We start from the raw sequence: 24,903 nt of genomic DNA, 5'->3' as shown, positions 1-24,903 counted from the left end.
CGTGGCTACCGAACAAACGCTTCAGGACCAAAAACTTGTCCTGGTGAAACCAGAGCGTGAGCAGGCAGAAGAACTGGTGTGCACTTTGGTCAGTAACGATGTGCGGCTGATTGAAAGCTGTGCCTTGATCGCGTTGGGCGCCGCGGTGCGTATCCACCAGTGTGCCGAGCTGAAAGATCTGCCCGCTACAGGTCATGGCCCAGTGCTTTGGGGTGCTGATATGGCTGATGACGCGTTGGATTTTCCTGGACTATGTGACGTCATTCTTGGCTTCGAAGAAGATGACCAACAGCTCTGGTCGGTGGCAAGCAGGATTCCGCGCGCTCGGGTTGCCATTTTACCCAGCGCACACCATTGGTTGGGAGAATATCTAGGACTGTGGGGGATGCGATCGGGACAAGCTCACTGTCTGTCCTTGGCATCCCTTGCTGGAGGGGTAGGCACCAGCACCTTAGCTGCACTCATCGCCCATGCTGGCACGTTGAGTGGGCAAAAGAGCTTACTCATTGATTTAGATCCACATTCCACCGGGTTATGGCCTCGACTGACGTTGGACCCGCCTACAGGAATCGGGTGGGAGGAGCTTCGTAGTTCCGGTGGTGCACTTGCACCGCATCAACTAGTAGACACACTTCCATATTTGCAGGACACCGCCGTGCTGACATGGTCCTCAAACGCCAGTTGCGCCGGAGTGGATGAACAATTGGTGGTTCGCTTATTGGCCGCTGCCAGGCAAGGTTTTGACTTACTCGTCGTCGACACCGGACGCGCCTTACATCCACAACATGCGGTGATTGAACAGTTTATTGATCATGAAGTCCTTACCTGCGATGACAGTAGTAAACCCCCGAATACCTCCCACATTGTGTGCGGTGCGAGAAATCTACGGAACTCAATTCCGGCAAGTAGTGCATATCTAGGCCACTTTCTTAGCCTGCCAAAGATTACTCGCGTTCTTCAGCGTGGGGCGCTCTTTGATGTCTTGCGATCGCGAAAAGTCCGGCAGAATATCGCGGATCTGCGACTTTTACCGCAGAAAGAGGCGACTGAAACATGAGCCCGGGCAAACATAGTGCACAAGGCACGGGTCGTCCAAACCGGCGTGAAGTTGATGCTCGGATTCTCGAATCCGTACGGCAACGTGCGATGGCCAGCGGGGGACAGCTAGATGCTGTGGCGCTCGCCGGTGCCGTACAGGACTCTGGCGCTGCCTTGGGATCTTCTGGAGCTGCCGAATCGTTGAAGGCCCTTCAAGACGAAGTTACCGGGCTGTCCGTTCTTGAGCCATTCGCACAATTGCCGGAGGTCACCGATGTTCTGGTTGATGGGCAGGGCCGGGTATGGACCGACTCACCACGTGGTCTAGAACTGACCGACTATGTCTTTGGATCAGCAGAACAGGTGCGCAGGCTAGCCGTACACCTTGCGACGTTATCCGGGCGCCGACTAGATGATGCAAGCCCGTTTATGGATATGAGTTTAAAACACTATCGAGTCCATGCAGTTCTGCCTCCGATTGCGACCCAAGGACCCTTAATTTCGATACGTGTGAAGAAAACTCAGGCCTTAGATCTGAGCGGGGTGCTGGAAAATACTGCTAGTTGGTGGCGCCCTCTGCTCGAAGAAATCATGAGGCGAGAACTAAACTTTCTGATCACTGGCGGCACCGGCAGTGGCAAGACCACTTTGCTCCAAGCGATGCTTTCCTTAGCCCATCAGGGTCAACGCATCATCGTGGTGGAAGACTCCCAAGAACTCCAAGTCGATCACCACCACGTTGTAAGCATGCAAACCCGCGCAGCGAATGTCGAAGCCGCCGGCACCATCGAGCTACGCGACCTCGTGATCCAAGCCCTACGTATGCGACCTGACCGCTTAATTGTCGGAGAGTGTCGCGGAGCCGAAATCAGAGACTTCTTGGCAGCGATGAACACCGGACATCAAGGCGCGGCAGGAACATTACACGCAAATAATCCCAAAGCTGTTCCCGCCCGCTTGGCGGCCCTCGGTGCACTAGCTGGCTGGAACCTGCAAGCCACAGCCCTTCAGGCAAGCAGCGCACTTGATCTTGTGATCCATATGTCACGTGGCCCTCAGGGTCGGCGTGGCCCCGTGGCTCTAGGGATTTTGGGCACGGATCGGGACGGACATATGCGTGTGGACACGGTCATTGACACCCAACGAACTGATGCCATTGATAGTTCTTTTATGCCATTGCTTGAACAGAAAGTTGGGGCGAACACGTTGAAAGCGATTGTCGAAGCCTTAGCAGACGGCGCAAGGTGATTCTCGTGGTGATCTTTTTGTTAGGTGTGCTCGCTTTCTGGCTTTGGTTTCCGCGAAGTACCGAGCAGATCAAGTCCGGGACTATCCGGCGAAACTTCGACAGTCGAGGGCTTTTACGACGACGTGGCGAGCCAAAAAATTTGTTGGCTGAAGATGCCCGAACTATCCGTGAACTTGCAGCGTTGGTGCGCAGCGGACTGACTTTTTATCCAGCCGTTGACGCCCTACTAACCGCGGAACAAAGCCAATGCCCAGTGCATCAAGCGCTTCATCAATTACGAGCGATGCACCGACTTGGGGCCCACAAATCCTCCTCCAATAACCTTTCTGGCACCGAGCAATCGAGCGTGCGTCGCCTGCATTGGTGTTTACAAGTATCCGAACGTAGTGGCGCCAGCCTTGCCGAGGTACTCGAACGCTTGGCAGATGATTTGGAAGCTGATTTGGTTGCGTCTCAAGCTTTTGATGCTGCGATGGCCGGGCCCAAAGCAACCACCAAATTACTGACGTGGCTACCACTTGTGGGATTTGGTGCAGGAATGCTTTTGGGGATTGACGTACTCGGGGCGCTGAGCACATCGTGGGCGGCCCAACTGAGCGTGGCAGCCGGCCTGACCCTATGGTTACTGAACCGGCTGTGGTGTCGATACCTGTTGCGCACGACAACGAAAGCAGCACTGCAATGATTCTTTTCGCATGCTGTTGTGTTCTCGTTGCGGTACTGCTCCTATTCATCCCCTCAGCGAGCAAGGCACCGGCAAAAAACCTGAAGAGGGAGCGCAACAAGACCACGGAAGCTCACAATCACCCTTCCGAATTGATTCTGGATGTCAGCGCGAGCTTGCTGGATTCTGGCATGCCAATCAAGGAAATTCTGGACACGCTTGGCCGAAGCGTGCCACACAGCGAGCAGCTGTGCACGGTGGCGCGTTGTTTGGAAATGAACATGGAGTGGGACAAAGCCTGGCATTCGGTCCCGCCGTGGCTGCATCCCCTTGAAAAGGCTTTGCGTTTCGCTCACGTGACAGGGGCACCCACGGCAAGCCTATTGCGCAATGCGGCGTCCCTAAAGCGCCGCGAACGAAGCCAAAGAGTCGCCCGTCTTGGAGCACAATTTGGCACCAGACTTGTCCTGCCATTGGGCGCGTTCGCTCTGCCAGCATTCATTGCCTTAGGCGTCGTGCCGCTGATTATTGCCCTGCTGCCGGGGTTGTAACGAAGTAATCCCCAGCTTGGACGCAACCTAGGACGCCACCCGTAAATCTCACTCAAGCTGAAATCACTACCCCCAAATAATTCGCATTTGGGAACCAATGAAAGGACACATCATGAAACGACTGGAATCTTTAATTTCCGAGCGTCTCGCCGACGAAGAAGGTTCAACTACCGCAGAGTTCGCCATGGTTACTCTGGCCGCCGTGGCATTCGCAGGATTGCTGATCAGCATCTTATCTAGTGGGGATGTGCGTGGCATGCTCATGGGGCTGATTAGCAAAGCGTTGTCGCTCTAGGCCATGAACCTCAATGATGAGCGAGGCAGTAGTACCGCAGAATTTGCGGTACTACTGCCGGCCGTCGCCGTATTTTTATCGTTGTTATTGTGTCTCGGGGTGCTGGGTATGAAGCAAATCCAAGTGCAACAGGCCGCTGCCGCCATGGCTAGAGAGTTGGCACGTGGTGAGGAAAATTCGGTGGTGCGCTCCAGCGGTGTCAGATTGGCCGGTCACGACGCAACGTATTCGGTGTCCACCGCCGGCGGATACTCGAATGTTCACGTCACCAAGTCAGTAAGTATCCCGTTGCATGGAGACGTACAGGTACGAGGCGAGGCAAGCGTGGTGTTGGAATGAGCGGGCTACATTTTCTGAAAGACGAGAGCGGCAACGGAACCGTGACGGTTACCGCTCTGGTCGCCGTGGCGATCATCCTGACTTGTGCAGTACTGCTTTGGACTGCGGCCACTCACGCCTCGATGCGCGCAGCATCTGCAGCTGATTTGGCTGCCTTAGCTGCCGCGGATACCGCCAGGGGACTGCGCGCGGGAGACCCCTGCGGTATCGCCGGGAGTGTTTCGGCAGAAAATGACGCCCTGCTCCAGTCCTGCGCGGTGGAAGCCGACGGGACTTCGGTGCGCGTCACCGTGAGCGTTCCAATGAACTTCACTGCCCTGGATGTGCAGTTGTTTGATGCCACGGCGCGCGCCCGCGCCGGAGCACCACCATTAGATCAGCGGTGATGAGCCGGTTCAATATCCCGCAGCACAATATTGAGCAAGAGTACCGCCCCGTGCTTGTCCAAAGGATTATTTCGATTTCCACACTTTGGCGACTGGACACAACTGGGGCAACCATGTGCGCATTCACAAGAGGTAATGGCGTCACGAGTCGCACGGACCCAATCGAGGAATCGTTCGAAACCGCGTTCAGCGAATCCAGCGCCTCCCGGTTGCGCGTCATAGACGAAGATCGTGGGATGACCGGTGTCCATGTGCAGTGCGGTGGACACCCCACCGATATCCCACCTATCGGAGGTAGCTACCAATGGAAGCAAACCGATCATTGCATGTTCGGCTGCATGCAGGGCTCCGGGGAACTGATCCACCGTAAGCCCTGCCTGGAGCAGGCGTTGCTCGGTGAGCGTGAACCATACTGACTTCGTGTGTAGCTCGCGGGCTTCTAATTCCAACGGTTCTTCGGAGAGCACTTCATTGGAGGCGACCGATTTACGTTGAAAGGAGACCACTTGCGTGGTGACGGTGACTTCTCCGAAGAATACGTTTAGTTCTTGATGTTTACTGGTGCGTTCCTCAGAATGCACAGCTACCGTGGTCAGGTCACGAGCGGTGGTGTAATAGTCAGGGTTCACGCGGCTGACTACGACCACATGATTTTGTTCGTCGAGTTCTTCGACATGGTAGCTTGCACCTTGATGAACATAGATGGCTCCCGGGTGAGCCTGATAATGCGTTTGAGGTGAATCCATCGTTCCCAGCAGGGCACCGGTATCAGCATCGATAATATCGACCGGGCCCCCGCCATCGGCGCGTATCGAAAACATCGAAGCAGCATGTTGCGGATGAGTCCAAAACCATCCAGCCGGACGCCGACGAAGGTATCCACGCTGCACCAGCGAGTCCAATAATTCTTCGGTCTGTGGGCCAAAAAGTTCTAGCTCTTCGGGACGCAACGGATGTTCTTGCGCTGCGGCACAGAGGTGTCCGCTGAGGACGTACTTATTCTGTGGATCAAATACCGTCGCTTCGACTCCGAGCTCAAAGATCGCCTCGGGATGATGAACCAGATAGGTATCTAATGGATCTTCGGCGGCCACAAAAATTGCAAGAGCATCTTGTCCGCTACGCCCGGCACGGCCAATTTGCTGGAAGAACGAGGCGCGAGTACCAGGCCAACCGGCGACCACCACAGCATCCAAACCAGCGATGTCAATCCCGAGCTCTAAGGCAGAGGTGGAAGTCACCCCAAGCAGTTGACCGGAGCGTAGTTGCTTTTCAACTTCGCGCCGCTCGGCCGGTAGATACCCTGAGCGATAGGCTGCAAGCCGCACGCTAAGTTCCGGGGCAAACTTCTCCAGGTGCTTACGTGTTAACGTTGCGATGGTTTCAGCACCACGACGAGACTTGATGAAAACGATGCTCCGCACATGCTCAGCCATCAAATCTGTGAGGATCGAAGCGCTTTCGGCAATGGCCGTACGGCGAACTGGCGCCCCGTTTTCCCCAGTTCTATCGGTCAACGGTGGCTCCCATAGTCCGATGACCAGCTCACCTGACGCCGAGAAATCGTGGGTGACCGCGGTAGCTGGCGCCCCAATAAGCCGCGAAAATGATTGTTCCGGATCCGAGCTAGTGGCGGAGGCTCCGATAAATATCGGGTCGTTTCCGTAGTGAGTGCAGATGCGTCGTAGCCGGCGCATCAGGTTCGCCACATGCGCACCGAAAACGCCACGATAGGAATGTGCTTCGTCGATGACCACGTAGCGCAGTCGTTTGAAGAAACGTGACCAGGCCTGATGATTGGACAGGATCCCGCGATGCAACATGTCCGGATTGGTGAACACAAAATTTGCGTGTTGCCTGACCCAAGCGCGGGTGCCTTGGTCGGTATCGCCGTCGTAGCTGGACGCGCGAACCCCGGGCACGGCTAAGGCTTGGACTGAAGCTAATTGGTCTGCCGCTAACGCCTTGGTGGGGCAGATATACAAGATCGTTCCCTGGGCTGCAGCGTCATTCGCCCCGGTTTCTCGGGTGCGGTATAACAGATCGATGCCCGGCATCAGATAGGCCAGAGATTTGCCTGACGCGGTGCCAGTAGAAATGATTGTGTGGTTTCCAGCATGAATTGATTCTGCCGCTTGCACCTGATGAAGCCAGGGGTGCGCAATGCCAAGACCTTCGAAGGTTTCGCGTACCGAATCGTGGAGCCAGAGCGGCCAGGGCGCGGTGATTTCGTCTTTTGCCGCAACGGTTCTGCGGTGAATCACCGCTTCGGGATCGTTTTGGCGGTTAAACGGATCCAACAACGCATGTACTGACTTCACTTATAGGGCCTCTCGGAGCAGCGAAGAGTTGTTAAAAGCCTATCGCCGTCGAAAATGTTCTCGACGGCGATAGGTAAAAGCGTGTGAAGCTTACGCTTTGAACAGGACAACCTTGCCTAGCGAAGTCCAGCCCAGAGATGCGTAGAGCTCTTGGCCATCAACGGAAGCGATGAGGAGTCCTTCCTCAACATCGTGTTCCTGAGCCAGTGAAGCCAGCGCGCGCATAATCAGCGTGCCAAGGCCCCGACGTCGGAAATCTGGTCCGGTGATGATGCGGTCGAAGATCGCGAAACCGTCTACTGCCGAGACATGCCCCGACGCGGCGACGACTTCCTGATTATCTTCTGGATGAAGAGATACATAAGCATGGGTTCCGTCGCGTTCAATCTGGAACACAAAGCCGTCGGCAGGCAACGGTACCTCGACGTCGTGTACGGCCAGCTCGGTCACCATGAGCACTTCATCATCTGCAGATACCTGAAGACCAACTTCATTGGCGGTATTCAGCAAGTCATCAACAGAGTCGTTAAAGGCGGTAAGGCGGCGCTTTGGATGCTTCTTAAGCGTCTCAGCGACTGCTGCTAGCTCTTCCTTGGAAGGCTCATAAATAACGTATTCCCAGTCCCCGGTGGTGTCATGGCGTAGGGCAGCATGGACGCGCCCTTCATGGCGGATCTCGTATCCACGGACGCCTGCCCAACCATCGACCCAGGTACCAATCAGTTCATCGCTTGCGTTTGATGCCATGTTTTGACCCTACCCTGTCTTACCTAGGAATTAGCTGACGTTGAGCTAATCGTTGCTTACTTGAAACTATAGTCAATGCTGATAGCCGAGCAACGATCGAAATGAAGAATGTGACTTTCATCTTTTGCTCGGCGTTTTGAACTAAAAAGCTACTACCCTTATATGGTGTCCATTCATCGCATTGTTTTGTATTACGCTTTTACGCCGCTTCCAGACCCCGAAGCTATCCGCCTATGGCAACGCTCGTTGCTTGAACGCTGGGGCTTGCGCGGACGGATTATCATCTCCAAAGACGGCATCAACGGTACCGTTGGTGGTGAGATTTCTGCTGTCAAGAAGTACGTGAAAGCTACACGTGAGTTGCCTGCTTTTAACAAGATGGATATTAAGTGGTCCGAAGGTTCTGCAGAAGACTTCCCGCGTATATCCGTTAAGGTCCGCGACGAGATTGTTACCTTCGGCGCGCCGGGCGAACTAGAAGTAGACGAAAACGGCGTAGTTGGCGGCGGTGTACACCTGCGGCCCGAGCAGCTCCACGAGCTAGTGGAGACCAAGGAAAAGTCCGGCGAGAAGATTCATTTCTTTGACGGGCGTAACGCCTTTGAAGCGCAAATTGGCAAGTTCAAGGATGCCATCGTTCCGGATGTCGAAACTACGCGCGAATTCATGGATGAGCTGGACTCAGGCAAATACGATCACCTGAAAGATCAGCCGATTGTCACCTACTGCACCGGTGGTATCCGCTGTGAAGTGCTTTCGGCATTGATGGTCAAGCGTGGGTTCCAAGAGGTTTATCAGATGCAGGGCGGAATCGTCCGCTATGGCGAGCAGTACGGTGACAAGGGGCTGTGGGAAGGGTCCCTGTACGTCTTCGACAAACGCATGCACACCGAGTTTTCCGAGGATGCAGTCACCATTGGTCAGTGCGTTGGCTGCCAAGGCGCCACAAATAAATTCGAGAATTGCTCGAACCCTACCTGCCGTAACTTGCGCCTGTTCTGTGAAGACTGCGCCAAGGACGAGGAACTTCGTCGGTGCCCTGACTGCACCGAGTCAGCTATCGAAGCATAAATAGTAAGCACAAAGCAGCGAGCGCAATGAATGGATCATTCATTGCGCTCGCTGCTTTTAAACTGCGCTTAGCTGTTCGGCCACAAATCTAGCGATGCGTCGACCACTAGCGTTTCTTCTTCGAGCGTTTCATAGACACTAAAGCCACGTGCCTGATAGTTGGGGATAGCTGCTTCGCCATCCAGCGAACAGGTGTGCAGCCACACACGGCTCACCGGCGGGAGAATGTTCTCTCGACGAGGAATGTCCCACGCCCTGCGGTTGGCTTCACTCAACAGAATTCCGCCCAGACCTTGCCCGATGGCCTCAGGAAATAGTCCGAAGTAATAGATCTCAACTTCACTGCGGCCCGCGCGGACCTCGGTGACCAGCTCTGCGTAGCCTTTGGGTGCGCCATCTTGGTAGAGCACATAGGTTTCCGAACCCGGTTTACGCAAGCTAGCGTCCCAGTCAGTACGGCTGATGCTCAGCCGGTCGGCCCAGTTCAGCTGGCTACCTACACACTGATAGAGGAATCGCGAGAATTCGGGCGTAATCTGCTCCACCTTCTCAATTCTGGCGTTCTCCGGCAACTGCCGGGTACTCGGGCGCATTTGGGATGGTGTGAGCTGTTGCAAATAGGTGATGGTCACAAGTGGCATACCGAATATCTTATGGCGGGAGGCGTTGGGTTGCGCAGTCTTGTAATGCTGGGGGACTCGTTAGACTGAGAGGTGTGAATGCCGCTGATTTTTCTGCCATAGAAGATGCCCCAAATAGTTATGACCTTGTGCTGGTGGACAAACTCCACACAGACTTAACCGAGATAAATTTTGGTTTTGATGCCATCACCGAATTGCTTGGTGTCGATGCGGTGGCCGCCTATGGGCGTGATCAGATCCACCCGGCACTTCGCGTTCTTGATAAGCAGCCGGTGGACAGCGCCTTGGGTTGTGCTATTCGGCTATTCCAACTGGGGCAAACCGAATCCGCTGGCGCGCTGGTTGAGGCATTTCCCACGGTGCGTGTTGAGGGGTTGCTGAAGCTGGGGCTAGTTGAGTCTTGGGCTTCGGGGTACCGGGCCAAGGTGGCGCTGGCGGTACATGCCTCCGATGCCGATGGGGAGATGTGGGTGGCCCACGATCTCGGATCCCATCAGCGTCCTGGAGTTTTGCGCACCGACCACGTTCTTGGAATCGGGCACGCCTCGCGTACGCTCGCGCAGATCACCATCCGCCACGAGGTGGACCGGGCACTGGATCTAGGCACGGGCTGCGGAGTGCAACTATTTCATTTGCTCTCGCATGCCAAACATGTCACGGCAACGGATCTTTCGGCGCGTGCATTGGCGTTCACTCGCTTTAACCTGATGCTCAACCACCGCATCCTCAAGCTGGATCCACAACGCCTCGACGAGCGCGTCACGCTGCTCCAAGGAAGTCTCTTTGATCCTGTGGCGGATCAGTGTTTTGACTTGATTGCCAGTAATCCACCATTCGTAATCACTCCACGTAAAAAGTCAGAACGCGAACAAGACCGATTCACTTATCGCGATGGCGGGATGGCTGGAGACTCGTTGGTGAGCACCCTCATTGCTCAGGCTCCGGTGCACTTGAATCCAGGGGCGCATATGCAAATGCTTTCCAATTGGGAGATTCCTCGCCTAGATGCGGAGTCGAATGAACCATGGGAGCGCCGAGTCTCCGGATGGTTCGCAGATGACTTGGACGTTTGGGTGATTGAGCGGGAGCAGACCACCCCGAGTGTCTACGCAGAAACCTGGCTACGTGATGCCTCGCAGAGTGAAGATAGTGCTGCTTACGCTCTGGCGTATGATGCCTACCTTGACGACTTTGAATCTCGTCAGGTGGGTGCCATCGGTTTTGGCATGGTGTATTTCCGCCGACCCGCGCACGGTGAGGTAACGCTTCGACGCTTTGAACAGATCCCGCACCAAATGGAGCAGCCACTGGCTCCCTCCTTGGATCGGGATATCCAGATGGCCGATGCTCTGCGTGAAGCGGGAGAAGCTTGGAAGCAATGGCACCTGCTGGTGGCCGATGACGTCACCGAGGAACGCCATCAGCGCCCTGGCGCGGAACACCCCGAAGTGATTCTTCTGCGACAGGGTGCAGGTGTGCGTCGAACTGAGATTCTGGACTCGGCGCAGGCCGGTTTCCTGTCTGCTTGCGACGGAGAATTGTCTGTAAGGCAGCTAGTTGTGGCGCTTGATTCATTGATCGGTGAAGGTGATGAATCCTTCACTGAAAGACTATATGAAGCAATCGCCCGCCTTCTTCGGCATGGAATGCTTCGTAAAATGTGAAACAAAGGCTAAACTTTTTCGTTATGACACGGAACACAGTCGAAGATGATGGTGCGCAACGCGCCGATGCGGAATATCAAGCCCCACAAGTTGTCTCGATCACCGACCCGCAGGCTATTCGCGCGCTGGCCCATGATGCTCGACTGATCGTACTTGACGAGCTCTTCGCCTCACAAACCACGCGTACCGCCACCGAGCTGGCATCGATGTGCTCATTGACGCCTAGCGCCATGAGTTATCACTTGCGAGCCTTAGAAAAATACGGATATGTAGCGCGCGCTGCCAGCGAGGGCGACGCGCGCGAACGTCGCTGGCGCGCCGCCGGTGAGCGTTTGGAACTAAACACTCAAATTGACTCGACGAATGCGAAGACCGCCTATCTTAACGTGCAATTAAACGCGTTCCGCACTCGGCTCAACGCAGAAGTTGAACGCAGAGAGGCTGAAGCCAAGGCAGGAATCATGCCTGCGGCGGACCGTCCACCCATGCTGACTAGTGGTTTAGTCTTCCTTCCTGAGGCTAAACAGAAGGAGTTTAATCGGCGTTTATTGGAGCTCGTTTATGAGTATGAGGCAATGGCCACGGCCGAAGAACGCAACATCGACTCAAAGCGTATGTTCTACTTAATCTCATTACTACCCGAGTACCAGCACCTGGGTAGTGAGGTGAGCTAGAGAAAAGTTGGGCAGTTCTTCGGTGTAAGATCATCGGGAATTGTGACTGTCATCTGGTCGCAATCAATGGTGCTGCGATTGCCGCCCGAGAGCAACCTAGAGGGGAACTCTCGGAACCGCGTTGTATAAAAGGAGAGCTGTGCCCGCAAAGGCCAAGGAAAAGACCGGTAAGAAACTCGTCATCGTGGAGTCTCCTGCCAAGGTAAAGTCGATCGCCAAGTATTTGGGCGAGGGCTTCGACGTGGACGCTTCGGTGGGCCACATCCGTGACCTTCCGCAGCCCTCCGAGTTACCGACCGAGTTAAAAAAGACCTCGGTAGGTAAATTCGCGGTCGACCTGGATAACGACTTCGAACCGTATTACATGGTGTATCCGGATAAGAAGAAGCGTGTTGCCGAGTTGAAGGCAAAGCTCAAAGACGCCGACGAACTTTATCTCGCAACAGATGCGGACCGCGAAGGTGAAGCCATCGCGTGGCATCTGCTCCAGGTGCTTAAGCCCAAAGTTCCGGTACGCCGTCTGGCCTTCACCGAAATCACCAAGGAAGGCATTGAGCGTGCCTTGGGCTCAATGCGCGAGCTGGACACCGACCTGGTTGACGCGCAGGAAACCCGTCGTGTCCTAGACCGCCTCTACGGTTACGAAATCTCCCCGGTCCTCTGGCGCAAAATTGCCCGCGGTTTGTCCGCCGGCCGTGTGCAGTCCGTGGCCACCCGCCTGGTCGTGGAGCGCGAACGTGAACGCATGGCGTTCATCTCTGCCGGGTACTGGGACATCAAGGGAAACTTCGCCACCGCCGGTTCGGAATCCTTTGCTGCGAAACTTTCTTCAGTGGATGGCAAGCGTGTGGCTTCGGGACGTGACTATGATGACCGCGGTCAGCTGAAGTCCACGAAGAACCCACTGACGCCACTGAACCAGGAAGCCGCCGAGTCCTTGGTTGCTAATCTGGCTAACTCTGACTTTGCCGTCACCTCGGTCGAAGACAAGCCGTACACCCGTCGCCCGGCTGCTCCTTTCACTACCTCCACCTTGCAGCAGGAAGCCAGCCGCAAGTTGCGCTGGAGCTCAAAGCTGACCATGCAGATCGCTCAGCGTTTGTACGAAAATGGTTACATCACCTACATGCGTACCGACTCGGTCTTCCTCTCCAATGAAGCCGTGCGTGCCGCCCGTGCACAGGCCACCGAGCTTTACGGGGCAGACTCGATTCCGTCCAGCCCGCGCGTGTACAAGGGGAAATCTGATTCCGCGCAGGAAGCCCACGAAGCAGTCCGTCCGGCCGGTGACATGTTCCGCCGTCCAAAGGATGTGCGTTCACAGCTTTCCAAGGATGAATTCGTCTTGTATGAGCTGATCTGGAAGCGCACCGTCGCCTCCCAGATGGCTGACGCCAAGGGTTTCACCGCAACTATTAAACTTTCCGGTACCGCCAGCGATAGCCGCGTTGCCGAGTTCTCCGCCTCGGGCACCGTGATCACCTTCCGTGGTTTCCTTTCGGCCTACGAAGAGGGCAAGGACAGTGAAAGCGATGCGGCAGAAAAGGCCGAGAACGCCGAAGCACGCCTGCCACAGCTCACCGTGGGACAGGGGCTGACCGGTGATGAACTGATCGCGCTGGGCCACGAAACCACCCCTCCGGCCCGGTACACCGAAGCGTCTATCGTTGCTGAGCTTGAAAAGCGCGAAATTGGCCGCCCGTCGACCTACGCGCCAACGATCTCCACCATCATGGATCGCGGCTACGTGACTAAGCGTGGTGGCGCCCTGGTGCCAAGCTGGATCGCGTTCTCCGTGATTCGACTGCTCGAAGAGCACTTCGCAAAGTACGTGGACTATGACTTCACCGCGCGCCTAGAAGATGACCTGGACGAAATTGCTCACGGCAACCGGGCACGTACCGACTGGCTGAACATGTTCTACTTCGGTGGCAAGGGCGAAACTCGCCCTGAAGGTCTGAAATACGTGGTGGATAACTTGGGTGATATTGATGCCCGAGCTATCAACTCGATCAAGATCACCGACGACATCACCTTGCGTGTGGGCAAGTTCGGCCCGTATCTCGAACGCGCCCTTCCGGAAGGCGCCGAGGAAGGCACCGATCCGCAGCGCGCCAACGTTCCTGAGGAACTGGCACCGGATGAGCTGACCGCGGCGAAGGCCGAAGAACTGTTCGCCACCGCCCAGGTATCCGAGCGTGAGCTGGGAATTGAAGAGGCCACCGGGCGAAAGATTGTGGCCAAGGATGGCCGTTACGGTGCCTACGTCACCGAGATCATCCCGGAAATGACTGAAGAAGAAATCGCCGCGCAACCGGTGGAGTACTACAAGAACGGCAAGCCAAAGCCGCCTAAGAAGCCGGTGAAAGTTAAGCCACGCACCGCGTCGCTGTTCAAATCCATGACCGTGGAAACTGTCACCTTGGATGAGGCGCTGAAGCTGATGAGTCTGCCACGCGTGGTGGGCGCTGATGCTGAGGGCGAAGCGATCACCGTGCAGAACGGCCGCTTTGGTCCTTACCTGAAGAAGGGTAGCGATTCGCGTTCTATCGAGAGCGAAGAGCAGATCTTCAGCATCACCTTGGACGAAGCACTGGCAATTTATGCACAGCCTAAGCAGCGTGGAGCTCGGGCCGCGGTGCCACCACTGGCAGAATTTGGTGTTGACCCGACCAGTGAGAAAAACATTGTGGTCAAGGACGGCCGTTTCGGTCCGTACATCACCGATGGCATCACCAATATCACGGTGCCTCGCGCCACCTCGCTGGAGGAGCTCACCCGCGAACAAGCCATCGAAATGTTGGCAGATAAGCGTGCTCGCGGTCCGGTGAAACGAACCGCGAAGACGGCTACTGCGAAGAAGCCCGCTGCTAAAAAGGCTCCGGCCAAGAAAGCTCCGGCTAAAAAGGCTCCGGCCAAAAAAGCCACCGCAAAAAAGAGTGAAAAGTAGACCTTGTCTGCTGAGTTGAGGAGCGCATCATGAGGCTTGGCGTATTGGACATTGGCTCAAATACGGTCCACCTATTACTGGTGGATGCCTACCCGGGTGCCCGGCCGGTATCTTATGCCTCGCATAAGCGGCCGTTGTCCTTGGTGCGTTACCTCAACGAGTACGGTGCAATCACCGAAGAAGGCCAGCAGGAGCTGATCGCCTTCATCAAGGAGGCCGCCGAATTCGCGCAGAGCCACCGAGTCGAAGACTTTATGGGTTTCTGCACCTCGGCTATTCGCGAGTCATCCAACGGCGCGGCGGTTCTTGAACGAGTCACTGCCGAAACCGGGGTGAGCCTGATGGAGCTTTCCGGTGAGGAAGAAGCCGGAATGACCTTCTATTCGGTGCGCCGTTGGTTTGGTTGGTCTTCTGAATCGATCCTGAACTTGGATATGGGTGGCGGTTCACTGGAGCTCGCGGTGGGCACCGACGAGTTCCCACAGGTCGCCTACTCGGTGCCACTGGGCGCGGGCCGGCTGACCCGCGAATGGTTGCCCAATGATCTACCTTCGATCAAGGAAGTCAAAGAGCTACGCACCTACGTTCGTGATGTGCTGACGGACCCCACCACCGAACTACGCCAATACGGCAAGCCCACCTTGGCTACGGCCACGTCAAAAACTTTCAGATCACTGTCGCGAATTACCGGGGCCGCCCCCAGCGGTGAGGGGCCTTACGTTAAACGCGTATTGCACCGTGACTCGCTGAAACTCTGGGCCAACCGATTGACCGCGATGAGCTGGGAAGAGCGTGCCGAGCTTCCTGGGGTCTCGGAAATTCGTGCACCGCAACTGCTTGCTGGCGCTATTGTGGCCCATGAAGCGATGAGCGCACTTAAATTAAAAAGTGTCCGTATCTGTCCTTGGGCGTTACGTGAAGGTTTAATGCTGCGACGATTTGATCACGTGATGTTTGACTCTTCGACACCGCTCAGTAGTAGCGTGGGGGTAGGAGAGGTTGCGTTAGGCTCACTCAAGACCGTCAGTCTGAGTGAACCTTCGGCTTAATACTTCATTGAAAGATGCGCCGGCAAGCGACGGCGCGGCGAGGAGGGGTCGAAGATGCAAGACCAACAACGGGTGCCTCGGGTACCGGTGACACTATCTAGTGCCTCGGTTTATCCGCTGACCGTGCATGATGCCTTCGCGATGGCTAAGGACGTGGGTTACGACGGGCTAGAGGTATTAATTACCGGTAACCAAGCGAGCCAGTCCGCCACCGCACTGATGGCCCTCATGGATAAGTACCAGTTGCCAATTATGGCGATTCACGCACCAACGTTGCTGCTCACCCAGCAGGTCTGGGGTTCGGCGTGGGCGAAGATTGAGCGCTCGGTAATCCTGGCACAGGCCGTCGGAGCGAAGGTGGTTGTCGCGCACCCGCCATTTCGTTGGCAGGGGACCTACGCGGAGAGCTTCGTCGAGGGCGTGCGTCGCATCACCGCATCGACGGGGATGAAGATCGCCGTGGAGAACATGTACCCATGGCGTAGCCGGGGACGCGAATCCTCCAAAATGTACCTGCCACACTGGAACCCGGTTCCGGAAGACTATAAGCATGTCACCTGGGACTTCTCCCATGCGGCGATCGCCAATATGGACTCGCGCCAAGCGCTTGAAGACCTAGGCGACAGATTGACTCACCTGCACCTTTGTGATGGGTTGGACAATGGCAAGGACGAACACTTGGTGCCTGGATTAGGCACCCAGCCGGTGGCCGAATCACTGAACTTCTTGCGAGATTCACAGTGGGAAGGCGTGGTTGCGGTGGAAGTATCCACACGCAAGGCCAAACATGCTGGACAAAAGGAAGAATGGCTCGGACGCACACTGGAATTTGCGCGCGAGCATCTGACAATTAATCAAGACTCTGAACGGGTGACAAAATAACTATATGAGCGAAGCGACAAATCATCTCAAGCTTGCATTTTTAGGTACCGGCTCCATGAACGGCGCGATTCTGCGCGGAATTCTGGGCGCTGGGCATGACCCGAAAAACATTACTGCCACCCTGCGCAGCGATAATCGCGCCGCGCAATTGCGTGAGCTAGGCATCAACGTGCTGATCGGGAATGAAGACCCGGAAGCCAATAAGAAAGCTACGGCCGCTGCAGACATTGTGTTCCTCGGTGTGAAGCCGGTGGGCATTACCGCACTGTGTGATGAGATTTCTTCGGCATTAAACGAATCAACCGTCGTGGTGTCGGTGGCTGCTGCCATCACCTTGAGGACCATGCAAGAACACCTTCCTGCCGGCCAGCCGGTAGTGCGATCCATGCCAAACACGCCATTGATGGTCGGTGCTGGCGTGGTCGGTCTGAGCGCCGGTGAAGCGGTCAGTGACCAGCAAATTGAACGAGTTGCTGAGCTATTCTCCGGTTCCGGCGACGTACATGTGATTGATGAGTCGCAGCAAAACGCACTGTCGGCTATTTCCGGTTCCGGCCCGGCGTACGGCTTTTATCTTGCCGAAGCGATGGCCAACGCAGGTATCGCCATGGGACTTGACGAAAAGCTCGCTACTGACTTGGCTCGTGCCACCGTGGCGGGTGCCGGAAAGATGCTTGCGGATCCGGAAGCTAACCCGGCTCAGATGCGTCGTGCGGTGACCAGCCCGAAGGGCACCACCGAACAGGCGATTCTGACCTTTGACGAGCAGGGGATCCCGGCGATCATTGAAGCCGGCGCCAAGGCCGCTGCGGCTCGTGCTGCGGCTTTGAGTGATGAACTGAGCTAAACACCTGAAGCGTTAAGTACCGATGGCGTCAGAGCCCCAGCCAAGGGGCACTGACGCCATCGGTGTATCTGCTAGGCCTTAGGGGCGAGCAGCGAAGCGTTCAAGTAGGTCTACATGTCCGGAGACGATCAGTACGTCGCGGCGGGTGACCATGGTATTTGGTACCGCGTAGGTGAAATCTTCGCCGGGGGACTTCACCCCAACGATGGTGACCCCGTACTTGGAGCGCACCTGGGACTCGGCCAGCGTGAATCCCTGTGTCTCCTTGGGCGGGTACATCTTCACGATTGCGAAGCCATCATCAAATTCGATGAAGTCCAACATTCGGCCACCGACCAAGTGGGCGGCACGAACTCCGGCGTCTGCCTCGGGATAGATCACATGGTTTGCGCCGATGCGAGTGAGGATCTTGCCGTGCGAGGGAGTAATCGCCTTCACCCACAGGTGTTCAATGCCTAAATCGACCAGATTCACCGTAATCAGCACGGAGGACTCAATCGAGGTACCCACACCGACCACCGCAGAACTAAACTCTTGAGCGCCAAGTTGGCGTAAAGCATCGATATTGGTGGCGTCGGCCGCGACCACGTGGGTGAGCGTGCTGGCCCACTGCTGAACGAGTTCGGGACTACGCTCGATGGCTAGCACCTCGCGGCCCTGTTTCACTAAGGTCTCCGCAACCGAGGCGCCAAAACGTCCCAGACCAATGACGAGCACCGGGGCGTTGTGCTCAATGTTTTTCTCAGCCAATGATCGGCCTTTCTTCGGGGAGGCTATACAGCGTATCGCGATGACGCATGGTCAAGGCGCTGGCTAGGGTAATACTTCCAATGCGTCCGGCGAACATCAATGCGCTGAGCACGTATTTACCGGCTGGGGGCATCTCTGCGGAAACTCCCATGCTCAGCCCCACCGTACCGAAAGCAGAGATTGATTCGAACAGTGCCCGGGAGAACCCGACCTGCTCGTCAATGGCTAAGAGCAACCCGGTGGCCACCATGACCAGTGTGGCGCCCATGGCCACTACCGACACGGCCACGCGCATGGTGCCCTCGGGAATACGCCGCCCAAAGGCCTTGGCATCACGTTCACCACGGACCTCGGCCATGATCGCTAAGAACATCACCGCGATGGTGGTGACCTTGATGCCGCCAGCGGTGGAGGCCGAGCCGCCACCAGCAAACATGAGCGCGTCAGTGACCAACACGGTGACTTGTCCAATGTCATTTTGATCCACCAGGTTAAACCCGCCAGAGCGGGTCATCACCGAAGCAAAGAGGCCGTGGATGAATTTGTCTCCGGAATTCAGCGAGCCAATGGTCCGTGGATTGTTCCACTCGACCAGTAGCCACAACGCGGTACCTGCTACAAGCAAGATGAGCGTCACCAATATGGTGAGTTTGGTGTGCAGGTTCCATTTTTTGACGTTGAAGCGGTGGGCCAGTAACACCATGATGACCGGGAAACCTAAGGATCCTAGGAACACGCCAAGCATCAGTGGGCCTAAGATCCACAGGTCGGTCTCGTAAGGAACTAACCCGTCGGAGTGCGGAGTGAAGCCTGCGTTGTTAAACGCGGAGACCGCGTAAAAAACTCCGTGCCAAATGGCGGAGAGAAAGTCTTCACCCAGCAAAATAAAGCGTGGAATGAGCAATGCCGCAATGAGCGCCTGCAGGCTGACCGCCGTGAGGATCACAATACGCAGCAGGGAACCGACCTCACCTAAAGCGGAGGCTGCATTGGTATTCATGGAGTTCTGCGCCATAAGTTTGCCACGCACGCCGAGCTTCCGAGAGACCGCAAGAGAAAAAATTGAAGCGAGGGTCAAAATTCCCAGGCCACCCATGAAGGTACCGATGAGCATCACCAATTGCCCGGCAAAAGACCAGTGCACCGCAGTTGAGACGGTCGTCAGTCCGGTCACACAGACCGCCGAGACCGCGGTAAACAAGGCGTCATGCAACGGTGTGGGCTCTCCGCTGGCCGAGGAAAAGGGCGCGGCGAGCAATGAGGTGAATAGGGTGATGGCGACCAGAAAGGCACCCAAGGCTAAACGAGCGGGGGAGCGGACGGTGAAATCGGCGATGCGTACCCGCAACGCCAGCCACTGTTTACGGCGTTGGCCGCGCGACTCAGCCGCCCTTGCCGGGTGACTCGGTTCGCTTTGGGTGCTCATCGCGTTAAATCGCCATTTCGTGGTGTGGACTGTTCTCCTTGTAATTTACGCGGTCAAAGCACAATGTGCTCGTCTTGGGGCCTCGAAACACGAGCAAAATGCCCAAAAGGCAATAAACGGGTTAGTTGAATCACCATCAGGTAGCCTACAAAGGTGTTAGAACCTCAACATGCGCCGCAACCAACGCTCGTGCTCTGGGATGAGCAATACCTGAAATACAAGTTCAGTGACTATCATCCAATGCACCCATCGCGGCTAGAGCTGACCCATCGACTCAGTGAAGCCCTCGACGTTTACGCCTCTCCCAACGTGAGCCTGAGCGCTCCGGAGGTTGCAGAGGAACACATCCTCTTGACGGTGCATGACCAGGACTATTTGGATCAGGTCAAGGCGGTCAGTGAAGACCCCGGCTTGCAAGCCGTGGACTTTGGTTTAGGAACCGAAGATGACCCAGTCTTTGCTGGCATGTATGAGGCGGCCGCGCGCATTGTCGGCGGTTCGGTGATCGCAGCGGACGCCATCATGGATCAGTCGACGGTTCGCGCAGTGAACTTTGCCGGCGGTATGCATCATGCCAAACGCAACAAAGCCAGTGGGTTCTGCATCTTTAATGATGCAGCCGCAGCCATTCACCGGATGCTTGAACGTGGTGCCAAACGCGTGTGTTACATCGATGTGGATGCGCACCATGGTGATGGCACCGAATCAATCTTCTGGGATGACGAGCGGGTTCTGACGATCTCCATTCATGAATCCGGGCTGTCGCTCTTTCCCGGCACCGGGTTCGCCAACGAAATTGGCGGCCCACGTGCCGAAGGTAGTGCGGTCAATATTGCCTTGCCGGCGATGACCGGGGACGCCGGATGGATGCGAGCCTTCCACGCGGTCGTCCCACAGCTGGTCCGCGCATTTGATCCGGAAATTATCGTCTCTCAGCATGGTTGTGATGCACACCGCGATGATGAGATGACTAATCTGAAACTTTCGGTAGATGCCCAACGCCAAGTTGCCTTGGATATCGCGCAACTGGCCGATGATGTGTGTGATGGACGTTGGCTTGCGACCGGAGGCGGGGGATATAACGTCACCGCGGTGGTGCCGCGAACGTGGACACATCTGACCGCAATCGCCGCTGGGAAACCAGTACCACTGAGAACTTATGTGCCCGAGCAGTTCCGCCGCTATGTCCTTGAAACTTACGGACGAGCGATGCCATATCTCATGGGTGATGACGCACAATTATGGTGGCGAAATTGGGAGGTCGGCTATGATCCCGCGGATCCGGTGGACCGTACGATTATTGCCACGCGCAAAGAAGTCTTTCCGCTCTATGGTCTGGACCCCTGGTTTGACTAGAATTTTTGACCATCTGTGATCAATCTGAAGCCTTGACCGTGGTGGGAAATCTGCTGCTGTCAGGTCATATGCCGATAGGGTTATGTCTGTGGCTATTGATGAAGTGTTTTCTGCGTTGGCAGAACCAACCCGACGTAAGATCATCGAAGCGCTGAAGGCCGAACCCATGGCCGTCGGCGCACTGGTGACACAACTGGAAATTTCGCAACCGACGGTCTCTAAGCACCTTAAGGTTTTGCGCGAAGCAAATCTGGTGATCATGAACGCCCAAGGACAGCGGCGTATTTATAGCGTGCAGTGCGAAGCCGTTGAAACTTTGGTCGCTTGGTGTGCCGAGATCCTGCCGGCCTTGGAACCCGTCCCCGAGATGGTGTCCGTGGATCTGGACTTGGTGCAGGATCCGCAAGATGCCAATGCACTTCCGGCTGCCGCGCATCAGCTCGGCCGCAGTGTAGGGCGGGGCTTGGAACAAGTCACGGGCAGAGCTCAAGAGATCTTGGAGCGTTTCCCTCGTTTTGGTCGTCGTCGATAACCCTTTGACTTCGGTAAAGACTGTCTGAGCCGTTCTTCTACGGGACTTTTACGTTACGTACAAGTACGCGTTTTATAACAAAGAATTTTCGCTAAGAATGTCAGACATGGCATTCTCTTGCGTGGGGCAGTGTTGCCGGGCCGGTGGTCTTTTGTGCGCCCCTGCTGCCTGCCCCAAGTGATGAGGAGAGAAACTTGGACAAGCAACTAGCGACTATTCGCGACGAAGTCTTCCGCCGTAACCCCGGTGAGGCAGAATTCCATCAGGCAGTGACCGAAGTTTTCGAGAGCCTCGAAGCTGTGTCAATTAAGCATCCTGAGTACGCAGAGGCTGCTATTCTTCAGCGCCTGTGTGAGCCAGAACGCCAGATTATTTTCCGCGTTCCTTGGGTAGACGACGCTGGTCGTGTCCAGATTAACCGCGGTTTCCGTGTTGAGTTCAACTCTGCTCTGGGCCCATACAAGGGCGGACTGCGTTTCCACCCTTCGGTGTATCTGGGTATCGTCAAATTCCTTGGTTTTGAACAGATTTTCAAGAACTCCCTGACCGGTATGCCAATCGGTGGCGGCAAGGGCGGTTCCGACTTTGATCCACGCGGTAAGTCCGATGGCGAAGTGATGCGTTTCTGCCAGTCGTTCATGACCGAGTTGTACCGCCACATTGGCGAGTACACCGACGTTCCAGCCGGTGACATTGGTGTCGGCGGTCGAGAAATCGGTTATCTCTTCGGCCAGTACAAGCGCATCACCAACCGTTACGAGTCTGGTGTACTCACCGGTAAGGGCTTGAGCTGGGGCGGTTCCCTGGTTCGCCCCGAGGCAACGGGCTACGGTGCGGTGATCTTCACCAACGAGATGCTCAAGACTCGCGGTAAGAGCTTTGACGGTCAGCGTGTGGTTGTTTCGGGCTCGGGTAACGTAGCCCTGCACGCCATCGAGAAGGCTCAGGATCTGGGCGCCAAGGTAGTAACCGCCTCGGACTCGGCCGGATTTATCGTTGACGAAAACGGTATCGACCTTGAGCTGCTGCGTCAGATCAAGGAAGTTGAGCGTGGCCGCATCAGCGAATACGCCGAACGCCGCGGAAGCAAGAAGGTCTCCTACGTAGCCGATGGCAACGTGTGGGATGTTCAGGGTGCTGTGGCGCTGCCATGTGCCACACAGAATGAACTTGGTGTTGCCTCAGCGAAGAAGATGATTGCCGCTGGCACCATCGCCGTCGCCGAAGGTGCGAACATGCCAACCACGGCAGAAGCTACCTCGGTCTTCCAAGACGCTGGCATCCTCTTCGGTCCGGGCAAGGCAGCTAACGCCGGTGGCGTGGCGACTTCCGCGCTGGAAATGCAGCAGAACGCTAGCCGCGACTCGTGGACCTTCGAGCACACCGAGCGCCGCTTGACGGAAATCATGGTGGGCATTCACGAACGCTGTGCAACCACTGCTGATGAGTATGGTGTGCCGGGCAACTACGTGGCTGGCGCCAATATCGCCGGTTTCGTGAAGGTTGCCGACGCAATGCTGGCCCAGGGTCTTATCTAAGCTTTTTGGTTAAAACGCACTTTTGGACGCCTGTCTCCCACCTTTTTTGGTGGCAGACAGGTGTCCAAAGCACTTTAAATGTCACAATCGAGATCTAAGCGTGGTTCTGGTGTGTTCCGTGATGCAAAAGTTACGTAAGTGCGACTAGACTGGAACCGAGCGAACGTGAATATGATTGCAGATGTTGATCCCAAGTCGTATTTGTTCACGCGAGCAAAATACACGACGAATCAGAGATCAGCGTCAGGAGAATTTCCCCTATGGCGGATAAACAGAATTTTGCAGGAGCCCGTTTCATGACGGTCGCCGAAGTGGCCGAAATGATGCGTGTTTCCAAAATGACGGTTTATCGCTTGATTCATGCAGGCGACCTGCCTGCTGTTCAATTCGGTCGCTCCTATCGTGTTCCTGAAAACGCAGTGGAAGCATACCTGCAAGCTGCGGCGATTGATCCGCAGCGTGGAACGGGTTCCCTCGGTCGATAGCCGCGCGATGGTCAGAGCATGACCGAAAAGCGGGTAATCTGTTAAGGAACGTTTAACGTCCGGTCAACCTTGTGGCTTAGAATAGTTTCAAGGCCTACATTTTGGTTGACATATTTAATTAGTTTGTGAGGAACCACTATGGGCTCTGTTATCAAGAAGCGCCGCAAGCGTATGTCGAAGAAGAAGCACCGCAAATTGCTTCGTAAAACTCGTCACCAGCGTCGCAATAAGAAGTAAATCTGCTTCAAGCAGCTTTTGCCTCTTGGCAATTATCGCCACCGTATCAAGGTTTGACCTTGACGGTGGCGATTGCTTTTTCTGGAACTATCGGCCGCGCCGAGCGAGCAATGACCGCCTGGCGGCCCACAGCGCGCCTAGAACGCCCGCAAGGCGCAAACTGATCCGTGCTGCACGCTGACCGGTGCGGAAGTCGTAGACTTGCCAACCACGGCGTTTAGCGTAGGCACGGAGCCGGGCGTCGGGGTTGATCGCCACCGGGTGGCCTACGGCCTCTAACAGCGGCACATCGTTATAGGAATCAGAGTAGGCCCACGATTTCGAAAGCTTGATCCCGCGTTCTTTAGCTAGCAATCGAATAGCTTGTGCTTTTTCGGCTGCATGCAGGATCGGGGTGGCCAACGCACCGGTGTATTTTCCGTCTTTACGCTCCACAACCGTCCCCAAGGCACCGGTTAATGTCAGCCTTTCGGATATGACGTTCGCTACTTCCAGGGGAGTTGCCGTCACTAGCCACACCTCACGCCCTACGGCTAAATGCTGATGGGCAATCGAGACGGTACCTTTCCAAAGTTTTGGTTCGATGTACTCGTCATAGATCTCTTGGCCAATTTGGGCCATCTCGGCCACGGAAATACCCTTGGCCATGAGTAAAGCACGGTCACGAATCTGGTGGATGTCGCCAATATGCTCGCCACGGGCGGCAAAACGTAACTGCTTGAGAGCAAACCATAAAATTTCACGAAACTGAAAGAACCGGCGCTGATGCATTTTTCGGGCCAGCAAATATAGGGTGGCACCGCGCACCATGGTGTTATCCACATCGAAGAAGGCGGCAACGACATCGTGTGGCGTCGTGGTGGGCTGCTCGCTGAGGTGCTCTGATGACTGCATTTGATTCAGTTTATTTCATTCTCGACTTAGACGCTGGTTGCGGCTCGTGAGATTATTGAAGGGTGAGTAAATTGCATGAGATTCAGTTGTTGGTGCGTCAAGGATGCCACCTATGCGCGGCGGCCCGAGCCACGGTCAAAGACGTCACCGAACGAATGAACATGGAGTTCTCAGAACTCGACATTGATGAGCACCCAGAACTACTGGCCAGGCACCACGAAGAGGTGCCGGTGTTGCTCATTGACGGTCAAGTGCGCGACTTCTGGACTGTTGACGGCCAACGCCTCGAACGTCTGCTGGGTAGCTAACCGTATGAA

At 55.8% G+C, this 24,903-nt stretch carries 26 protein-coding genes; 20 read left to right on the top strand and 6 right to left on the bottom strand.

The features are described from left to right. The first annotated feature begins 1 nt into the window (after position 1). From ACX5K5_RS12260 to ACX5K5_RS12230, 7 genes are all read left to right on the top strand, one after another. Entirely contained in the window at positions 2-1,057 is a 1,056-nt protein-coding gene (locus ACX5K5_RS12260; protein ID WP_459174445.1) for a CpaE-like family protein, read from the top strand. Next, positions 1,054-2,286 carry a TadA family conjugal transfer-associated ATPase gene (locus ACX5K5_RS12255; protein WP_096257033.1) on the top strand — a complete coding sequence of 411 codons (1,233 nt, stop codon included), beginning with the start codon at positions 1,054-1,056 and terminating at the stop codon, positions 2,284-2,286. The genes ACX5K5_RS12260 and ACX5K5_RS12255 overlap by 4 nt, the downstream gene beginning before the upstream one ends. A 5-nt stretch (positions 2,287-2,291) precedes the next feature. Then, positions 2,292-2,972, top strand: coding sequence for a type II secretion system F family protein (locus ACX5K5_RS12250; protein ID WP_170947906.1), 681 nt, complete (start codon positions 2,292-2,294; stop codon positions 2,970-2,972). After that, positions 2,969-3,502 (top strand): type II secretion system F family protein, encoded by a 534-nt coding sequence (locus ACX5K5_RS12245; RefSeq protein ID WP_459174444.1) that lies wholly within the window; start codon positions 2,969-2,971, stop codon positions 3,500-3,502. The genes ACX5K5_RS12250 and ACX5K5_RS12245 overlap by 4 nt, the downstream gene beginning before the upstream one ends. A 112-nt stretch (positions 3,503-3,614) precedes the next feature. Then, the gene (locus ACX5K5_RS12240; RefSeq protein WP_096257030.1) at positions 3,615-3,797 is read left to right on the top strand and encodes a DUF4244 domain-containing protein; all 183 of its coding nucleotides are present in this window, start codon (positions 3,615-3,617) and stop codon (positions 3,795-3,797) included. A 3-nt stretch (positions 3,798-3,800) separates the two neighbouring features. Next, entirely contained in the window at positions 3,801-4,136 is a 336-nt protein-coding gene (locus ACX5K5_RS12235) for a TadE family type IV pilus minor pilin (RefSeq protein ID WP_459174443.1), read from the top strand. Next, positions 4,133-4,522: an Rv3654c family TadE-like protein gene (locus tag ACX5K5_RS12230; protein WP_096257028.1), complete on the top strand. Its 390-nt coding sequence runs from the start codon at positions 4,133-4,135 to the stop codon at positions 4,520-4,522. The genes ACX5K5_RS12235 and ACX5K5_RS12230 overlap by 4 nt, the downstream gene beginning before the upstream one ends. Here ACX5K5_RS12230 and ACX5K5_RS12225 read toward each other — a convergent pair. Together ACX5K5_RS12225 and ACX5K5_RS12220 are read right to left on the bottom strand one after the other, a co-directional pair. Beyond that, entirely contained in the window at positions 4,513-6,843 is a 2,331-nt protein-coding gene (locus ACX5K5_RS12225; RefSeq protein ID WP_188685197.1) for a DNA 3'-5' helicase SftH, read from the bottom strand. The two genes, ACX5K5_RS12230 and ACX5K5_RS12225, sit on opposite strands and share 10 nt — an antisense overlap. 90 nt (positions 6,844-6,933) lie before the next feature. Next, a complete protein-coding gene (locus ACX5K5_RS12220; protein ID WP_096257026.1) occupies positions 6,934-7,590 on the bottom strand; it encodes a GNAT family N-acetyltransferase in 657 nt (218 codons plus the stop codon). Between the two features lie 165 nt (positions 7,591-7,755). Here ACX5K5_RS12220 and trhO point away from each other — a divergent pair, with 165 nt between their 5' ends. Continuing rightward, the gene (gene trhO, locus ACX5K5_RS12215; protein WP_096257092.1) at positions 7,756-8,661 is read left to right on the top strand and encodes an oxygen-dependent tRNA uridine(34) hydroxylase TrhO; all 906 of its coding nucleotides are present in this window, start codon (positions 7,756-7,758) and stop codon (positions 8,659-8,661) included. Positions 8,662-8,729: 68 nt separating this feature from the next. Here the strand turns inward: trhO and ACX5K5_RS12210 are convergent, their stop codons facing one another. Then, positions 8,730-9,302, bottom strand: coding sequence for a GNAT family N-acetyltransferase (locus ACX5K5_RS12210; protein ID WP_096257025.1), 573 nt, complete (start codon positions 9,300-9,302; stop codon positions 8,730-8,732). 74 nt (positions 9,303-9,376) lie between these two features. Between ACX5K5_RS12210 and ACX5K5_RS12205 the strand changes: the two genes are divergently transcribed. The 6 genes from ACX5K5_RS12205 to proC all read left to right on the top strand — a co-directional run bounded on the left by ACX5K5_RS12205 (position 9,377) and on the right by proC (position 17,368). After that, entirely contained in the window at positions 9,377-10,966 is a 1,590-nt protein-coding gene (locus ACX5K5_RS12205; RefSeq protein ID WP_096257024.1) for a DUF7059 domain-containing protein, read from the top strand. Positions 10,967-10,989: 23 nt separating this feature from the next. Further along, positions 10,990-11,640 carry an ArsR/SmtB family transcription factor gene (locus ACX5K5_RS12200; protein ID WP_188685193.1) on the top strand — a complete coding sequence of 217 codons (651 nt, stop codon included), beginning with the start codon at positions 10,990-10,992 and terminating at the stop codon, positions 11,638-11,640. Positions 11,641-11,779: 139 nt separating this feature from the next. Continuing rightward, positions 11,780-14,590, top strand: coding sequence for a type I DNA topoisomerase (gene topA / locus ACX5K5_RS12195; protein WP_459174442.1), 2,811 nt, complete (start codon positions 11,780-11,782; stop codon positions 14,588-14,590). A gap of 29 nt (positions 14,591-14,619) precedes the next feature. Beyond that, complete coding sequence (locus ACX5K5_RS12190) at positions 14,620-15,639, top strand: Ppx/GppA family phosphatase (RefSeq protein ID WP_096257021.1); 1,020 nt, start codon at positions 14,620-14,622, stop codon at positions 15,637-15,639. Positions 15,640-15,693: 54 nt separating this feature from the next. Next, positions 15,694-16,521, top strand: coding sequence for a sugar phosphate isomerase/epimerase family protein (locus tag ACX5K5_RS12185; protein ID WP_096257020.1), 828 nt, complete (start codon positions 15,694-15,696; stop codon positions 16,519-16,521). Positions 16,522-16,525: 4 nt separating this feature from the next. Then, the gene (proC, locus tag ACX5K5_RS12180; protein ID WP_443443422.1) at positions 16,526-17,368 is read left to right on the top strand and encodes a pyrroline-5-carboxylate reductase; all 843 of its coding nucleotides are present in this window, start codon (positions 16,526-16,528) and stop codon (positions 17,366-17,368) included. A 78-nt stretch (positions 17,369-17,446) separates the two neighbouring features. On the opposite strand, the gene ACX5K5_RS12175 is transcribed toward proC, so the two are convergent. Beyond that, positions 17,447-18,085, bottom strand: coding sequence for a potassium channel family protein (locus ACX5K5_RS12175; protein ID WP_096257091.1), 639 nt, complete (start codon positions 18,083-18,085; stop codon positions 17,447-17,449). 25 nt (positions 18,086-18,110) lie between these two features. Beyond that, entirely contained in the window at positions 18,111-19,544 is a 1,434-nt protein-coding gene (locus ACX5K5_RS12170) for a TrkH family potassium uptake protein (protein ID WP_096257018.1), read from the bottom strand. Between the two features lie 240 nt (positions 19,545-19,784). On the opposite strand from ACX5K5_RS12170, the gene ACX5K5_RS12165 reads away from it, so the two are divergent. The 5 genes from ACX5K5_RS12165 to ACX5K5_RS12145 all read left to right on the top strand — a co-directional run bounded on the left by ACX5K5_RS12165 (position 19,785) and on the right by ACX5K5_RS12145 (position 23,692). Continuing rightward, entirely contained in the window at positions 19,785-20,900 is a 1,116-nt protein-coding gene (locus ACX5K5_RS12165; protein ID WP_096257090.1) for an acetoin utilization protein AcuC, read from the top strand. Between the two features lie 88 nt (positions 20,901-20,988). Continuing rightward, positions 20,989-21,432, top strand: coding sequence for an ArsR/SmtB family transcription factor (locus ACX5K5_RS12160; RefSeq protein WP_459174441.1), 444 nt, complete (start codon positions 20,989-20,991; stop codon positions 21,430-21,432). Between the two features lie 194 nt (positions 21,433-21,626). Further along, positions 21,627-22,970, top strand: a complete 1,344-nt coding sequence (gdhA, locus tag ACX5K5_RS12155) for an NADP-specific glutamate dehydrogenase (protein WP_188685189.1) — start codon at positions 21,627-21,629, stop codon at positions 22,968-22,970. 260 nt (positions 22,971-23,230) lie between these two features. Next, positions 23,231-23,455 carry a helix-turn-helix domain-containing protein gene (locus tag ACX5K5_RS12150; RefSeq protein WP_096257016.1) on the top strand — a complete coding sequence of 75 codons (225 nt, stop codon included), beginning with the start codon at positions 23,231-23,233 and terminating at the stop codon, positions 23,453-23,455. A gap of 138 nt (positions 23,456-23,593) precedes the next feature. After that, positions 23,594-23,692 carry a 30S ribosomal protein bS22 gene (locus ACX5K5_RS12145; RefSeq protein WP_005504750.1) on the top strand — a complete coding sequence of 33 codons (99 nt, stop codon included), beginning with the start codon at positions 23,594-23,596 and terminating at the stop codon, positions 23,690-23,692. An 87-nt stretch (positions 23,693-23,779) separates the two neighbouring features. Here ACX5K5_RS12145 and ACX5K5_RS12140 read toward each other — a convergent pair whose 3' ends face one another. Next, positions 23,780-24,586, bottom strand: coding sequence for an HAD family hydrolase (locus tag ACX5K5_RS12140; protein ID WP_096257015.1), 807 nt, complete (start codon positions 24,584-24,586; stop codon positions 23,780-23,782). Positions 24,587-24,657: 71 nt separating this feature from the next. Here ACX5K5_RS12140 and ACX5K5_RS12135 point away from each other — a divergent pair, with 71 nt between their 5' ends. Then, positions 24,658-24,894 carry a glutaredoxin family protein gene (locus ACX5K5_RS12135; RefSeq protein WP_096257088.1) on the top strand — a complete coding sequence of 79 codons (237 nt, stop codon included), beginning with the start codon at positions 24,658-24,660 and terminating at the stop codon, positions 24,892-24,894. Positions 24,895-24,903: the final 9 nt, after the last annotated feature.

The organism is Glutamicibacter bergerei, assembly GCF_054495185.1.
This window is presented reverse-complemented; position numbering and strand designations above follow the sequence as displayed.

What these genes read in the sequence shown, in the direction of transcription:
- ACX5K5_RS12240 (WP_096257030.1), top strand. Translation starts at nt 3,615, where the DNA reads ATGAAACGACTGGAATCTTTAATTTCCGAGCGTCTCGCCGACGAAGAA.
- ACX5K5_RS12245 (WP_459174444.1), top strand. Translation starts at nt 2,969, where the DNA reads ATGATTCTTTTCGCATGCTGTTGTGTTCTCGTTGCGGTACTGCTCCTA.
- ACX5K5_RS12145 (WP_005504750.1), top strand. Translation starts at nt 23,594, where the DNA reads ATGGGCTCTGTTATCAAGAAGCGCCGCAAGCGTATGTCGAAGAAGAAG.
- ACX5K5_RS12230 (WP_096257028.1), top strand. Translation starts at nt 4,133, where the DNA reads ATGAGCGGGCTACATTTTCTGAAAGACGAGAGCGGCAACGGAACCGTG.
- ACX5K5_RS12200 (WP_188685193.1), top strand. Translation starts at nt 10,990, where the DNA reads ATGACACGGAACACAGTCGAAGATGATGGTGCGCAACGCGCCGATGCG.
- ACX5K5_RS12210 (WP_096257025.1), bottom strand. Translation starts at nt 9,302, where the DNA reads ATGCCACTTGTGACCATCACCTATTTGCAACAGCTCACACCATCCCAA.
- ACX5K5_RS12255 (WP_096257033.1), top strand. Translation starts at nt 1,054, where the DNA reads ATGAGCCCGGGCAAACATAGTGCACAAGGCACGGGTCGTCCAAACCGG.
- ACX5K5_RS12220 (WP_096257026.1), bottom strand. Translation starts at nt 7,590, where the DNA reads ATGGCATCAAACGCAAGCGATGAACTGATTGGTACCTGGGTCGATGGT.
- ACX5K5_RS12185 (WP_096257020.1), top strand. Translation starts at nt 15,694, where the DNA reads ATGCAAGACCAACAACGGGTGCCTCGGGTACCGGTGACACTATCTAGT.
- ACX5K5_RS12165 (WP_096257090.1), top strand. Translation starts at nt 19,785, where the DNA reads ATGCACCCATCGCGGCTAGAGCTGACCCATCGACTCAGTGAAGCCCTC.
- proC (WP_443443422.1), top strand. Translation starts at nt 16,526, where the DNA reads ATGAGCGAAGCGACAAATCATCTCAAGCTTGCATTTTTAGGTACCGGC.
- ACX5K5_RS12190 (WP_096257021.1), top strand. Translation starts at nt 14,620, where the DNA reads ATGAGGCTTGGCGTATTGGACATTGGCTCAAATACGGTCCACCTATTA.
- ACX5K5_RS12170 (WP_096257018.1), bottom strand. Translation starts at nt 19,544, where the DNA reads ATGAGCACCCAAAGCGAACCGAGTCACCCGGCAAGGGCGGCTGAGTCG.
- ACX5K5_RS12150 (WP_096257016.1), top strand. Translation starts at nt 23,231, where the DNA reads ATGGCGGATAAACAGAATTTTGCAGGAGCCCGTTTCATGACGGTCGCC.
- ACX5K5_RS12140 (WP_096257015.1), bottom strand. Translation starts at nt 24,586, where the DNA reads ATGCAGTCATCAGAGCACCTCAGCGAGCAGCCCACCACGACGCCACAC.
- ACX5K5_RS12235 (WP_459174443.1), top strand. Translation starts at nt 3,801, where the DNA reads ATGAACCTCAATGATGAGCGAGGCAGTAGTACCGCAGAATTTGCGGTA.